This is a genomic window from Phyllobacterium sp. 628 (genome assembly GCF_014189505.1).
Classification (GTDB): domain Bacteria; phylum Pseudomonadota; class Alphaproteobacteria; order Rhizobiales; family Rhizobiaceae; genus Phyllobacterium.
Map to the genome: position 1 here is coordinate 459,341 of NZ_CP050303.1, position 14,000 is coordinate 473,340.

The following is a 14,000-nucleotide window of genomic DNA, read 5'->3' on the forward strand; positions in this document are numbered from 1 at the left end:
ATCCGCTCAGCTTGGTGCAACAATTGGTTCGTGTGGCTCCGCATTGGGCGAATTCTTGTCCGGGGCCTTGATCCGGAACCAGGCAATATACAGTGCCGGCAGGAACAGGAGCGTCAGCACTGTGCCCACGATGATACCGCCCATCATGGCATAAGCCATCGGTCCCCAGAAAATTTCCCGGGCAATCGGTATGAGCGCGAGACTGGCCGCTGCCGCCGTCAGCATGATCGGCCGCATTCGGTGCTCAGTTGCTTCAACGACGGCGCTCCACGGGTCCTTCCCTTCCTTACGCAAATCCTCGATCTGAACCACAAGGATCACGGAGTTTCGGATCAGGATGCCGATGAGCGCAAGAACGCCAAGAAGGGCGACGAAGCCGAGTGGCGAATTGCTCGAAAGCAGTGCCGCGACCACACCGATAATGGCGAGCGGCGCCACCGCAAATACGAGAAACAGCCGTTGGAAACTCTGCAGCTGGATCATCAGCAGCGTTACCATCGCGAACAGCATCAAAGGAGCAACCGCTGCAATCGGAGCCTGCGCCTTACCGCTTTCTTCCACAGCACCGCCAATGACAACGCCGTAACCGGGGGGAAGCTTGTCGGCGAACTCTTTTACCTTTGGCGCCAGTTGCGTGACCACGGTGGCTGGCTGCAGCGCACCAAGTACGCTTGCCTTGAGCGTGACAGTGGGCTGCCGTGCGCGACGCCAGACAACGGGCTGCTCCAGTTCGTAGCGGAAATTCGCGACGGCCGCAGCGGGCACTGACTGACCGTTGCTGGTCGGGAGCTGCAGATTACGCAATTGATCGATTGATCCGCGTTCATCCGCGCGGGCACGCACAATGACATTGATGAGATAGATGGAATCCCTCACCTGCGTGATTGTCGATCCGCCGACAACGAAGTTCAGCGACGTCGCGATTGACTCGGACGTGATACCAAGTTGCCGGGCCTTGTCCTGCAGCACATCGACCTTGATCACACGCGACGGTTCGTTCCAGTCGAAGGTGATATCGCCAAGCGATTTGTTTTCGGCAATCAGATTGGCCACGTCGTGCGCGTAATCCCGCACCTTCTGTATATCCGGTCCGCTGATGCGGTACTGGACCGGGCGGCCAACCGGCGGACCAATATCGAGAAGATGAACGAACGCATCGGTGCTGGGGAATTGATCCTTCAGCCACGCCTGGAATTTCTGCCTCAGCTGATCACGCGCCTCCAGGCTTTTGGTCACAATAATTGTCTGGCCGAAAAACGGATTTGCCGGTTGAACGTCGAACGACAGCAGGAAGCGGATGGCGCCCTGCCCGACATAAGAGCTCCAGTGGTCAATATCCGGATTACCAACAAGCTGTTCTGCTTCGAACTTGTCCATTTGGACCTTGGTCTCAAGGATCGAGGCGTTCTGCGGCAGATTCCAATCGACAACCAATTCATGACGATCAGAATTGGGAAAAAACTGCTGCTGAACATGACCCATTCCGTAGAGGGAAAGGGCGAAAATTCCGACGGTGGCAGCGATGGTCACCCAGCGAAACCGCATGCACAGCAGCAGAACGCGTTGAAAGCCAAGGGTAAACCGCCCCGGATTGTCATGCTTGTTCTTCATCGTTTTTGGAAGAAGCGTTACGCCCAGCAACGGAGTGAAAACAACCGCCACAATCCACGAGACGACAAGAGAAACCGCGATGACGACGAAGAGCGTATAGGTAAACTCGCCTGCAGCACTGCTGTTGAGACCTACCGGAATAAAGCCGGACACCGTGACCAGCGTTCCCGTCAGCATGGGAAACGCAGTGTGGGTGTAGACGTAGGTCGCGGCTTTTCGCAGATTGTCGCCCGCTTCCAGCCGGGCCACCATCATCTCCACAGCGATCATCGCATCATCGACCAGCAGACCAAGCGCGATGATCAAAGCGCCGAGCGAAATTCGCTGCAGCGATATGCCCATATATTCCATCACCATGAAGGTGATCGCCAGAACCAGCGGAATAGCCAAGGCCACAACGAAACCGGCACGCATTCCCAGACTGACAAAACTGACCGCGAGAACGATGGCCACAGCTTCGAACAACGCCCGGGTGAAGCCTGAGACTGCCTCTTCCACGATTTGCGGCTGATCGGAAACCAGATGAACCCCGACACCGACTGGAAGATCAGCCGTAATCTGCTTCATCTGCTCTTTCAGTTTTTCACCAAACTTGAGCAGGTTGCCGTTCGGTTTCATACCGATGGCAAGACCAATCGCTTCCTTGCCATTGACACGGAACAAGTTTGCCGGTGGATCCTGATAGCCGCGCGTTACTTTCGCAACATCGCTCAAGCGGAAGAAGCGGTCATTGACCCGCAGATTGATGGCTTGAAGGCTCTTTTCAGAGACAAACTGGCCATTGACGCGGATCATGACCCGCTCAGGCCCGGTCTCGATGACACCTGACGGTGTGATCGCGTTCTGGGCCTGCAAGGTGCTGATAATAGCCTGCTGATCGAGGCCCAATGCAGCGACCTGCTTGGGCGAGAATTCCAGATAGATTGCCTCATCCTGTGCGCCGACAAGCTCCACCTTGCCAACATCGGGAACAGTCAGGATCTTGCGCCTGACATCTTCGACATAATCGCGCAACTGCCGCTGGCTCAGCCCGTCGGATGTGAACCCGTAGACATTTCCGTACACGTCACCAAAATCATCGTTGAAAAACGGACCAACGACACCTTGCGGCAACTCGGCTTGAATATCGCCAATGAGATTACGGGCGCGGATCCAGGTCTGTTTGACCGCGTCACCACGCACGGTGTCCTTAAGGTTCAGGAAAATCGTCGTTGAACCCGGCGAGCTAACACTCTTGGTATAATCAAGCGTATCAAGCTCTTCGAGTTTCTTTTCAATCCTGTCGGTAACCTGAGTGGTTGTATCCTCGATTGAAGCACCCGGCCATTGCGCCGAAATCACCACGGTCTTGATGGTGAAATTGGGGTCTTCTTCCCGCCCGAGATTTAGATAGGAGAAAATACCCGCTATCGTGAAAACGATCATGAAGTACCAGACGAGAGAACGATGTTCGAGCGCCCATTCTGAAAGGTTGAATTTCTTCATAATGGCTTCCCGTCCGTCATCTTGATTTTCTGGCCTTCGTTAAGGCTATGTGCTCCGGCCGTCGCGATCCGGTCGCCATCGGCAAGACCGTCAGTCACAATCGCATCCCAAGCTGTCCGGCCCTCCAGTTTGACTTCTTTCGTCACAACGGTCGCTGCCTTTTCGTCAATGAGCCAGACAAATGTCTTGCCATCCTTGTCGAGTATCGCTGTTGCCGGAATGTGAATGCGCGGGTCGGCCGCTGTCGTCAGGTACGCCGTCACTGTGGTTCCGAGCCGGAAACCCTCCGGCGGCTGCTCAAGAGTAATGCGTGTGCGGCGTGTGCGCGTGGCTTCATCGGCCTGTGGCGCAATTTCCCGCACAGTACCGGCAGCCTGTATCGTCGGATCTATCTGCAAAGACACACCAAACTTGCTGCCGATTTTGATCGGGCTGGCAACGGCCTCCGGAATGTCGACGACCGCTTCGCGAATGTCAGGCCGGGCAACAATGGCAACCAACTGACCTGCCGTCACGGTTTGCCCCACGTCCGCCTGCAAAGACGTGACCACACCGTCGAAATCAGATTTAAGCACGGCGTAACCCAGCTCTTCCCGCGCCTTCGTTAGATCGGCATCTGCCCGCACAACGGCAGCGCTGGCGGCCGCGTTAGCCTGACGCGCTTCATCGAATGTAGCCTGTGTTGATGAGTCTTTGCTTAAAAGCGCCTTCTGCCGATCCTCTGTCGCAGCAGCATTGACCAGTTGAGCCTTCGCAGAGGACAAACTTGCTACTGACGCCTGCACTGCAAGCTCAAGAGCAAGCGGGTCAAGCGCTGCGATTTCCTGTCCGTTCGAAACAAGGTCGCCAACCGAAACATCGCGGCGAACAATACGCCCCAGTGTACGGAAACCAAGCTGTGTCTGAAAACGCGGTTCAACCTTTCCGGCAAAGCCCCGGACCTGTAGCAATTGGGTCTTGATGACGGTGGACAATACCGGCCGGACAACCTCTGGCTCAGCCTTTTCTTCCTTTTGGCAGGCTGCAAGGGTTAGTCCCAAACATGCAAAGGTTAGACTGAAAACAAGAATACGTTTCATGATGCATTCCCGTTCTTGATCGCAACGATCTGGGTTGGCCGCAACCGGGCTCCACCTGCCGTCACAACTTTCTCGCCGGCCTGAAGACCACCGCCGATTGCAACATTGAGAGATTCGTAAGCCGTTACAGTGACATCGCGTACACTGACGGCGCCGGTCTGCGGATCAATGACCCACACAGCGGGCTTGCCATTATCAGATGTGAGCGCCGACGATGGAAGCACAGCCGCTTTGACCGCCATCAGTTTAACCGTTCCCGACACAACCGATCCCAAGGTCATTTCCGGGCGCGGATTCTCAACGGTTACTTTAATACGCACTGTGCCGGATGCATCATCGACTGTAGGAGAAACTTCGCGGATCGTCCCTTGGGCTGTGATCGAGGGATCATCCAACAGGACAATCTGAATTTGCTGATTAGCAATGCTGTGCGTGACCAGGCCTTCATAGACATTGAAAATAGCATCACGCGGGCCATCAACTGCCACTGTGAATGCTGTTGATGCGATTTGCGTAACCTGACCGACTTCAATGCTCCGAACAGTGACGACGCCAGCCGCATCGGCCTTGAGCTCAGTATAGGACAGCGTTTCGCGGGAGGTATCCAACTGCGCCTTGGCGGCATCGAGCGATCCCTGCGCCGTGCGCTGCGCCTCTTCTGCACCATCGTAGGCGCTGCGAGTGGTAAAGCCCTGCGCCAGCAGAGTTTTTTGCCGCTCAAATGCTGACGTTGCCTGCAACACCTGCGCTTCAGCCGATTGTACGGCGGCTTGCGATGCCGCGAGATCAGCCTGCTGCTGAGCGGGATCTATCCGCGCCAGAACATCGCCTGCCGCAACGTGATCGCCCACATCGACAAACCGCTCAACCACCTTGCCGCTCACCCGGAACGAAAGATTGCTGTCAACTTTTGCGCGTATCTCGCCACTCACGGAAACCGTCTGCGAATAATCAGAAAAAGACACTGTGACAGCTTCCACCGGTGTTGCTGGTGTTTTTTCCGCCACCTTGTCGGGCTGGCAACCGGCCAGCAGCAAAACCGCCAATGCAGCAGCAAATACCGGCGGAGTTCCGCCCCACCGCCAGGCGCGTTTGGCGGGTGAATTGAGGACGTTCCGTTCAGATCGCATTCTTTGACCAATCCATGAAAACCTGTGACCGGTATATTATTGACTGATCATTCAGTCAATAATATAGTTCACTTTAAATCAACGCTGCGTTCTACGGAAAGAAATGATGGCTGAAATTGAAAATGCGTCAAGGCTGACAACAGCAGAGAGCAGCTCCGGTGTTCGCGCACGCCGCAAGGCACAGCGTCCCCTTGAGATTCTGCACGCCGCTTTTGATGAATTCGTTGACCGGGGCTACACCGCCACACGCATCGAAGATGTGGCCAAACGTGCAGGTGTGACCAAGGGAACAATCTATCTCTATTTTCAAAACAAAGAAGAGCTGTTTCACGACGTTGTGCGCAAACTTTCGCAGCCGATCTTCAACGAAGAACAGTTTTTGAAGCAGCATCAGAACCGGCCTGCTGACGAACTGGTGCGCATATTTCTTGATACGCTATATGAACATATGACGGTGAACCCGTACTCGCGCGAAATCCTGCGCTTTCTCATTTCAGATGGCCGCAGTTTTCCTGAGCTGACCGCATATCACTACGATGAATTCGTCAAACCAACTCTGTTGATGTTTGAGCATATTCTTGAGAAAGGCATTCGCGACGGCATATTCGAAACATCGATTGCCCACCACGTCAGTCACATTCTAATCAGCCCTGCCCTTACGCTGACAATAGACAAGCTACTGGATTGCGGGACCAAGATTCCTGAGTTGAATGACTATATCGAGGCGCATTACCAGATGATCATGCGCACTGTTCGCAAACAGCCGATTTAAAATCCTATCGGCACTTCGAAATTTGTTCAAAGCGCTGATCGAAATCCCGCGCCAGATCGGCTAGCGTTACGCCAGCAAATCGCGCCACCAGAACAGCCTCTGCCTCCTTGAAAGCGTCCGTGAGCGCAGAATTCACCGCCTGCTCGACAAGACATTCAGGGTGATCCTCTGTCAATCCGATAGCAAAAATGGGCGGCGCACCAAGCGCCTGGTGGATATCCAGGAGGCTGATATCCTCCAGCTTGCGGGCCAGTGTCCAACCGCCACCGCGCCCCTTTTCAGAACGCACATAACCTTGATCCCTGAGACCAGCCATTGTCCGGCGCACGACCACCGGATTGGTGTTCAACATATTGGCAATCATATCTGATGTTGCCGCCCCCTTGTGCCTGTCCATATGGATAAGCACGTGCAGCATGCGCGAAAGACGGGAGTCGTTTCTCATTGCTTCAAATTTCCGTTTGCTGTTCGCCGCCATAGACATAACACGGCACACCTCTAGCAACAAGAAAAGTTACGAGATAATTGACTCCGTAATATCACGTAACTTATGATGTATCGAAATAACGGAGTTTTCTCAAATGTATGATGTCATCGTCGTAGGCGGCAATTACGCCGGCATTGCCGCAGCTTTGCAATTGGCTCGCGCGCGACAAACTATTCTGGTTATCGATGCCGGAACGCGCCGCAATCGCTTTGCTGCAACGTCTCATGGTTTTCTCGGGCAGGATGGCCGCGCGCCCGGTGCGATTGTCTCCGATGCCCGTGCACAGCTGATGGCTTACCCGACTGTGGAATGGGTTGAAGTTCAAGCCGAGCGGGCGGAGAAAACAGAAACCGGTTTCGTAATCACAACGCAAAATGGCCATACATACGAATCCAGACGCCTGATCCTTGCGACAGGTGTCATCGACAATCTACCCGACATTCCCGGCCTCGCAGAACGCTGGGGCAGGACTATTTTTCATTGCCCCTATTGCCATGGCTATGAACTGGATAAAGGCCGCATCGGCGTTCTCGCGGTATCGCCATTGTCAATGCATCACGCGCTAATGCTGCCGGATTGGGGATCGACGACATTCTTCCTGAATGGTGCCTTCATCCCCGATAGCGGCCAGCTGGCGCAATTGCATAAGCGCGGCGTGGCGATCGAGCATGAAATGATCGAACACATTTCCGGTAGCGCCGATGTCAAACTTAGGGATGGCCGCGTTATAGCACTGGATGGGATTTTCACGCTGACACGAACAAGCATGGCCAGCCCGCTCGCAGAGCAATTGGGTTGCACTTTTGAAGACGGACCTTTGGGTCCATTCATACAGACCGACATGTTCAAGGAAACAACCGTGCCGGGTGTGTTCGCCTGCGGTGATGCAGCACGGGCCATGGGATCGGTGGCTGTGGCCGTCGGAGACGGGACAATGGCGGGCGCGGGCACCCATCAATCCCTCATATTTCGGGACGCATAAGGTTCCGTTCTGATCAGTAAAACTAATTTGAAGCCGTTCCCCCTAAAATGCCTGTGGTTAGATTGAGCTGGATGTGGTCAACATCCAATTTCAGTCGTTGAACCATTGGAGCATCAGATGAGTCAGCTGTTTCAACCGTTTAATTTAGGCTCGCTTGAGCTCGCCAACCGCATCATCATCGCACCGATGTGCCAATATTCCGCTACGGATGGCATCGCTGCCGATTGGCATATGATCCATCTGGGAAATCTTGCTCTCTCGGGCGCGGGGCTTTTGATAACCGAGGCAACCGCTGTCTCAGCAGAAGGCCGGATTTCGCCCGATGATCTGGGGCTCTATTCCGATGCCAACGAAGCAGCGTTGGGCAAGGTCATCAAAGCGATCAGGACATACTCGCCCATTCCAGTTGCAGTCCAACTGGCGCATGCAGGACGCAAGGCCTCGACGAGGGTACCGTGGGAAGGCGGCACACAAATTGCGCCAACGGAGACGCGAGGCTGGCAAACGGAAGCTCCATCGGCCGTCCCCCATGCAACGGGCGATAACGCTCCCACGGCGCTTGACCGCGCGGGCCTTGATCGGGTGCGGTCTGCGTTTGTTACTGCTGCCCGCCGTGCGGAGCGTATCGGCGTTGATGGTATCGAGGTTCATGCCGCCCATGGCTATCTCCTGCATCAATTCCTGTCCCCGCTCGCCAATAAACGCGAGGATGAATATGGTGGAAGTCTGGAAAACCGCATGCGGTTTCCGCTCGAAGTTTTTGACGCAGTGCGTGCAGAATTTCCCGCCCGCAAGCCGGTCTGGGTCCGGATTTCCGCGACCGACTGGGTACCCGATGGATGGGACATTGAAGGGTCTGTGGCTTTTTCCCATGCGTTGAAGGCACGCGGGTGCACAGCGATCCACGTCAGCAGCGGCGGGGTTTCACCGCAGCAGACAATTCCTCTCGCCGCAGGCTATCAGGTACCCTTTGCCCAGCGCATAAAAGCAGAGGTGGGACTACCGACAATTGCCGTCGGCTTGATCAATGAACCGCAGCAAGCTGAATCCATCATTGCCAATGGTGAGGCTGATGCCATAGGTTTGGCACGGGCTATCCTTTACGATCCACGCTGGCCCTGGCATGCGGCCGCTGCACTTGGCGATCATGCGTGGGCGCCAAACCAGTATCTGCGCTGCCAACCACGAGAATATCCGGACTTGTTCAAAACAGACCACACCAAACGGACGTAATGTCTACCGGCAAGCCAAAATCGACGCGTTTCTTCGATCAATCCATGGAGACCACATGTTTGAGATAACCCCGGATCTGAAGCACTTTGTTGATTTGGTGCAATTGTGAGTGAAGCGCATATAGCCCCTGCCCCGCCTGTTACCCTTGTCATATTCGGCGCAACGGGGGATTTGACCCGCCGCCTTCTCGTTCCAACCATTTTGAACATGACGCAGAGCGGTCTGGTCAACGACAGCCTGACGATTCTGGGTATTGGTCTGGAGCCGGGCGATGATGAGATGTTGCGGACAAAGCTTGAAGAGTTTCTGACAAGCTCGAACATCAAGGCAAATTACAGCGACGAAGCCTGGCACAGGCTGCGCTCCCGTATTTTTTACTTCCAGGGTGATTTTACCCAGGACGCGATCTACGCCCAGATTGACGCCCGCCTTAATGCGGATACCAGCCGGAACGCCGCCTTTTATCTGGCGGTTCAGCCGCGCTTTTTTGGCGACATTGTCGACAAGCTTTCGGACCATGGACTCTTGACTGAAACGGACACGTCGTTCCGGCGAATTGTCATTGAAAAGCCATTCGGCACCGATCTCGCATCGGCCAAGGCATTGAATGCCCGAATATTGAACCATGTTTCCGAAAAGCAGATCTACCGGGTAGATCATTTCCTTGGGAAAGAAACGGTCCAGAACATCATGACGGCCCGCTTCGCCAACATGATGATTGAGTCACTCTGGAGCAACAATTTCATCGATCATGTCCAGATATCAGCCGCCGAAATTGTGGATGTCGGCAGCCGTGGTAAATTCTATGATGGTACCGGTGCTCTGCGGGATATGGTGCCCAATCACCTGTTCCAGCTCCTAGCTATGGTGGCTATGGAGCCGCCGAACAGCTTTGATGCCGAAGCCATTCGCGATGAAAAGGGCAAGGTTCTGAAAGCTTTGCGGATTTATTCCGCAGAAGATGCTGCTCAGAATTCCGTACGGGGAAGCTATGCCGCTGGTCCTCTCAACGGCAACGCGCTGCCCGCCTACGCAGAAACCCCTGACGTTGCCCCCGGAAGCACGACGGAAACATTCGTCGCATTGAAGCTTTATGTGGATACGTGGCGTTGGGCAGGCGTGCCATTCTATCTCAGAACCGGCAAGGCCATGACGGCCCGCGATACTGAGATAGTCGTCACATTTCGTCAGGTGCCGTTTGCCCAATTCAAGGGAACAGGCCCACAGCGCAATCTGGCTCCCAACCGCTTGATTATTCAGGTGCAGCCCGATGAAGGCCTGCACATCGAAATATCGATCAAATCGCCAGGACTTTCCGTTGATACCGTGCCGATTTCTCTCGATTTCAACTACGCGGACCTTTTCGATATCGGCAAGCTGACGGGCTACGAGTCATTGCTCTATGATCTTTTCATAGGCGATCAGACACTGTTCCAGCGTGCCGACAGTATCGAGGCCGGCTGGGCGGCTGTCCAACCCTTCCTTGATCTTTGGGCGGGTTCACCGGCAAAGCCTGACACGTATTTGCCCGGCAGCATGGGCCCACAAGCGTCTGATGAACTGATCGAACGGGATGGCCGGAAATGGCATCAGCCAGATGTCATGCACAGGGTGAAAGCCAAGACACCGTAACGCGTATTGGCTTTATAACTAAGGGGGAAACATGACTGAAACATTCGTGATTGCACAGGGTGGCGGCCCGACGGCAGTTATCAACCAGACACTGGCTGGTGCCGTCATTGAAGCACGCAGGCGCTATCCCGGCGCACGCGTGCTGGGCGCCAAACATGGTGTACGCGGTATCCGGGACGGCAACTTCATCAATCTCTCGGATTTATCGGAACAGCAACTCCACCTTATTGCAGCAACGCCCAGCGCCGCCTTGGGAAGCACGCGCGACAAGCCGGATGCGGCTTACTGCGACAAAATCCTCAAGAGCCTGCGTGAAGTTGGCGCCACTGCATTCATCAACATTGGCGGTAACGATACGGCCGGGACACAACAAATTCTTGCCGAGGCAGGCGGCAAGGACATTGCCTTTGTGCATGCGCCCAAAACCATCGACAACGATCTTGTCGAAAGCGATCACACGCCGGGTTTCATTTCCGCAGCCGAATTCATCGCCGGAGCATTTGTCAGTATTGACCTCGATTTCCGCGCCCTTCCCGGAATTTATGTCGGTATCGTGATGGGCAGACATGCGGGGTTTCTGACGACGGCAGCTGCTGCATGGCAACAAGACGGTGATAGCGCCCCTCACCTCATCTATGTTCCGGAACGGGCATTTTCAGCAGCCAGATTTCTCGATGATCTGCGAGCCGCGCAAAGCCGCCACGGACGATGCATCGTGGCAATGTCTGAAGGCGTTACAGCTGAAGACGGCCGGGCGGTCGTCGAAAACCTTGTTCCGGCTGACCGGCTCGAGCGGGATGCACATGGCAATATTCGGCTTTCGGGCGGTGAATTGGGCATGGCCATCGAGCAGCTTCTCAGGGATGGCATACCGGGTGCCCGGGCCCGTGTGGATACGTTCGGTTATCTGCCGCGCGGCAATCTCGGCACAATCAACACCACAGATGCGCGTGAAGCATTTGAAGCCGGCGTATTTGCCGTTGAAGCAGCTTCACAAGGCGGCGGGTCTGTGGCTCTTCAATACAGGAACGGGGTGACGAGCCCGCAACTGGTACGGCTTGAAAATGTCGCCGGAAAAACGCGTCACTTGCCGGACGATTTTATGATGCCGGATGCCAACCAGATATCTGGGCAATGCCGCGCCTATCTGGAGCGAATTTTGCCACGGCGTTTTGAACTGGCAAAGCCATTTGTTTAAGCCGAATAGCAATCTGCGCCCGGCAAAGAAAAGTCCTTCGCCGGGCGCAGTATTATTTCGGCAATACCATATTACCTAAGTATTTCTGATATTCTTGGTCGCCTTAGTAGTAACAACCCCATGGGCTGCAACGCCGGTAATAGCCGGGATAACTACCACGATCTGCAGCGACCCCCAATGCGACACCACCAAGCACGCCCACTGCAGCACCCAGCGCAGCCGCATTGCCAGCTTCATTGGACTGACGGCGATTTTGGTCGTAACTTGCTGTTACACAACGCCTATGTTGTTTTGACCCCGGCTTCAGACCAGCCGCATCACATGTGTTCTTTGCCTCGACAGCCGATTCTTGAGCTGTCTGACAGCCAGCCAGCATCATTGCGATGCAGCTGATAAGTACTATATTTCGCATAAAGCCCCCAATTGCGATAAACATTAAAAAAGTGTTTCTTCTGTAAAGTATGAAATTAAATAAGGTCAACGACATAGATATAGTGAAGAATCACTATTGCTGCAGGCTGCTTTATGTGGTTCGCAAGCATAGATGGGTTTTGTCTTAGATTTTAATGATAATTTTGATGGAACAAAGGCGAGCACGGAACATGCGTCCCCGCGCCGTCCTTCCATTTGGATTAATCGCGTTGCACCACTCGCACGCCGGATTTAAATCTATCGGCTGCCCACTCAGACAAAATAAATAGAGGTGTCCGCGTTGAGCTTCATCGATTTGTTACGCAACTCCCTGTCATCGGAACCCACCGGCAATACCTTGCATGATACCGAGCGCGGACAAGCCAAGGTGCGGCTCTATCTCACAGTAATAACAATCATCTATCTTTCATTCAGGATCATCATTGATGATGAGCCTGTGGGATACGTACCTGTCGTCGTCTTCTACATGAGCTGTTTCTTTGTCATATCGATCGTACGGCTTTTGGTGATCGCCCACAAACCAGACTCGGGTCATCGGCGCCGGGTAACCACCATGCTGCTGGATTACTCTTCTATCGTTTTTGTTATGTCCGTTGCCTCAGAAATGGCGCTGCCAATGTATGCCCTGATCCTCTGGATCACAGTCGGTAATGGTATGCGCTTTGGTTCGCAATATCTTACCTTGGCAACGATCATGGCGCTCGTTTCGCTGGCGATCATTGCCGGTTTCAACCCCTATCTCTACAAAAACCCGGATTTGCTCGCGACGCTGTTCATAACTGCCGTTATCGTTCCCGCCTATGCGCACGTGCTGCTGCGCAGAACCCGGCAGGCTTCCGAGGAAGCGGTCGCTGCAAACGTGGCAAAGTCACGTTTTCTTGCGCAAGCCAGCCATGACCTCAGGCAGCCGGTCCATGCCATCAGCCTGTTCACCGCCTGTTTGCACGATGCCGGGCTCCGCCCGGATGAGCGGCGAATGGTCGAGAATATTGACCGTTCGCTTCACAGCGTATCGCGCCTTTTCCGGTCATTGCTTGATATCTCGACATTGGATAGCGGCACACAGGTTTCAAAACCTGAAATAGTCAGCATCAATGAATTGCTGGAAGATATTGTTCATCAAAATTTCAAGGCCGCCGAATGGTCCAACGTCAACCTGACTTTGGTCAAATGTTCCAATAGGGTTCTGGTCGACCCCGCTCTGCTTTCCACGATGCTTCTCAATATCGTATCAAACGCGCTGAAATACGCCCCCAACCGAAATGTTCTCATCGGGTGCCGCCATCGTAGGGGTAAGCTAACCATCGAAGTTCACGATCAGGGTCCCGGCATTTCCGCCGAGGACCTTCCGCTGGTGTATGACGAGTTCTATCGTGCAGGCGGTTCCACGAACAAGAATGTTGATGGTGTAGGGCTTGGCCTCTCCATCGTCAAACGCCTCTCAGTTCTTATGGGACTTACAATCAATATCCGGTCTACTCTTAATCAAGGCACAGTCGTTTCGGTCGGCGGGATTGAAATCGTTTCGGGGGAAGCTCCTGCCCAGCCCGCCAAGCCATATGTCATTGCCAGTCCCTTGCAGGGTTTGAACGTTCTTTTGATCGAGGATGATGAGGATGTGCTACTCGGCAGTGCGACGCTGTTGCGGAAATGGGGATGTAATGTCGATGCCAGAACGGCACTTTCGGAAGGCATCGGGTGCGATCTGATCATTACGGATTTTGACCTCGGGGGCAGCGCTACCGGCGCGGATATCATTGCCGAGGTCCGACGCTTCAACAAGCGGAGAATCCCGGCCATTGTCATCACAGGCCATTCGGTGCCAGCCGTGAAAGAAGAACTCAACGACGAGGATATACCCGTGCTTTCCAAGCCGATACGGCCCGTCGAATTGCGCTCAGCCGTCACAGCGCAGAAAGCAAGTATGTTCAAGAAAGCGTCCAGTTAACAGAACGAATC

At 54.3% G+C, this 14,000-nt stretch carries 11 protein-coding genes; 6 read left to right on the forward strand and 5 right to left on the reverse strand.

The features are described from left to right. Positions 1 to 6 precede the first annotated feature (6 nt). From HB779_RS24650 to HB779_RS24660, 3 genes are read right to left on the reverse strand one after another with little or no spacing between them, the layout of a single operon-like run. Positions 7 to 3,096: an efflux RND transporter permease subunit gene (locus HB779_RS24650; protein WP_188346535.1), complete on the reverse strand. Its 3,090-nt coding sequence runs from the start codon at positions 3,094 to 3,096 to the stop codon at positions 7 to 9. Next, a complete protein-coding gene (locus HB779_RS24655; protein ID WP_188346536.1) occupies positions 3,093 to 4,175 on the reverse strand; it encodes an efflux RND transporter periplasmic adaptor subunit in 1,083 nt (360 codons plus the stop codon). The genes HB779_RS24650 and HB779_RS24655 overlap by 4 nt, the downstream gene beginning before the upstream one ends. Then, positions 4,172 to 5,305 carry an efflux RND transporter periplasmic adaptor subunit gene (locus HB779_RS24660; RefSeq protein ID WP_188346537.1) on the reverse strand — a complete coding sequence of 378 codons (1,134 nt, stop codon included), beginning with the start codon at positions 5,303 to 5,305 and terminating at the stop codon, positions 4,172 to 4,174. The genes HB779_RS24655 and HB779_RS24660 overlap by 4 nt, the downstream gene beginning before the upstream one ends. Positions 5,306 to 5,411: 106 nt before the next feature. Here HB779_RS24660 and HB779_RS24665 point away from each other — a divergent pair, with 106 nt between their 5' ends. Next, complete coding sequence (locus HB779_RS24665; RefSeq protein ID WP_188346538.1) at positions 5,412 to 6,077, forward strand: TetR/AcrR family transcriptional regulator; 666 nt, start codon at positions 5,412 to 5,414, stop codon at positions 6,075 to 6,077. Between the two features lie 4 nt (positions 6,078 to 6,081). Here HB779_RS24665 and HB779_RS24670 read toward each other — a convergent pair whose 3' ends face one another. Then, positions 6,082 to 6,522, reverse strand: a complete 441-nt coding sequence (locus tag HB779_RS24670) for an Rrf2 family transcriptional regulator (protein ID WP_188346539.1) — start codon at positions 6,520 to 6,522, stop codon at positions 6,082 to 6,084. Positions 6,523 to 6,658: 136 nt separating this feature from the next. Between HB779_RS24670 and HB779_RS24675 the strand changes: the two genes are divergently transcribed. The 4 genes from HB779_RS24675 to HB779_RS24690 all read left to right on the forward strand — a co-directional run bounded on the left by HB779_RS24675 (position 6,659) and on the right by HB779_RS24690 (position 11,609). Further along, complete coding sequence (locus HB779_RS24675) at positions 6,659 to 7,546, forward strand: NAD(P)/FAD-dependent oxidoreductase (protein ID WP_188346540.1); 888 nt, start codon at positions 6,659 to 6,661, stop codon at positions 7,544 to 7,546. Between the two features lie 117 nt (positions 7,547 to 7,663). Next, a complete protein-coding gene (locus HB779_RS24680; protein WP_188346541.1) occupies positions 7,664 to 8,779 on the forward strand; it encodes an NADH:flavin oxidoreductase/NADH oxidase in 1,116 nt (371 codons plus the stop codon). Positions 8,780 to 8,884: 105 nt separating this feature from the next. Next, positions 8,885 to 10,411 (forward strand): glucose-6-phosphate dehydrogenase, encoded by a 1,527-nt coding sequence (zwf, locus tag HB779_RS24685; protein WP_188346542.1) that lies wholly within the window; start codon positions 8,885 to 8,887, stop codon positions 10,409 to 10,411. 31 nt (positions 10,412 to 10,442) lie between these two features. Then, positions 10,443 to 11,609 carry a diphosphate--fructose-6-phosphate 1-phosphotransferase gene (locus tag HB779_RS24690; RefSeq protein ID WP_188346543.1) on the forward strand — a complete coding sequence of 389 codons (1,167 nt, stop codon included), beginning with the start codon at positions 10,443 to 10,445 and terminating at the stop codon, positions 11,607 to 11,609. A gap of 103 nt (positions 11,610 to 11,712) precedes the next feature. Here the strand turns inward: HB779_RS24690 and HB779_RS24695 are convergent, their stop codons facing one another. Continuing rightward, positions 11,713 to 12,021, reverse strand: a complete 309-nt coding sequence (locus HB779_RS24695) for a hypothetical protein (protein WP_188346544.1) — start codon at positions 12,019 to 12,021, stop codon at positions 11,713 to 11,715. A 300-nt stretch (positions 12,022 to 12,321) separates the two neighbouring features. On the opposite strand from HB779_RS24695, the gene HB779_RS24700 reads away from it, so the two are divergent. Continuing rightward, positions 12,322 to 13,989, forward strand: a complete 1,668-nt coding sequence (locus HB779_RS24700) for a hybrid sensor histidine kinase/response regulator (RefSeq protein WP_188346545.1) — start codon at positions 12,322 to 12,324, stop codon at positions 13,987 to 13,989. Positions 13,990 to 14,000: the final 11 nt, after the last annotated feature.

What these genes read in the sequence shown, in the direction of transcription:
- HB779_RS24690 (WP_188346543.1), top strand. Translation starts at nt 10,443, where the DNA reads ATGACTGAAACATTCGTGATTGCACAGGGTGGCGGCCCGACGGCAGTT.
- HB779_RS24680 (WP_188346541.1), top strand. Translation starts at nt 7,664, where the DNA reads ATGAGTCAGCTGTTTCAACCGTTTAATTTAGGCTCGCTTGAGCTCGCC.
- HB779_RS24675 (WP_188346540.1), top strand. Translation starts at nt 6,659, where the DNA reads ATGTATGATGTCATCGTCGTAGGCGGCAATTACGCCGGCATTGCCGCA.
- HB779_RS24670 (WP_188346539.1), bottom strand. Translation starts at nt 6,522, where the DNA reads ATGAGAAACGACTCCCGTCTTTCGCGCATGCTGCACGTGCTTATCCAT.
- HB779_RS24660 (WP_188346537.1), bottom strand. Translation starts at nt 5,305, where the DNA reads ATGCGATCTGAACGGAACGTCCTCAATTCACCCGCCAAACGCGCCTGG.
- HB779_RS24695 (WP_188346544.1), bottom strand. Translation starts at nt 12,021, where the DNA reads ATGCGAAATATAGTACTTATCAGCTGCATCGCAATGATGCTGGCTGGC.
- HB779_RS24655 (WP_188346536.1), bottom strand. Translation starts at nt 4,175, where the DNA reads ATGAAACGTATTCTTGTTTTCAGTCTAACCTTTGCATGTTTGGGACTA.
- HB779_RS24650 (WP_188346535.1), bottom strand. Translation starts at nt 3,096, where the DNA reads ATGAAGAAATTCAACCTTTCAGAATGGGCGCTCGAACATCGTTCTCTC.
- HB779_RS24665 (WP_188346538.1), top strand. Translation starts at nt 5,412, where the DNA reads ATGGCTGAAATTGAAAATGCGTCAAGGCTGACAACAGCAGAGAGCAGC.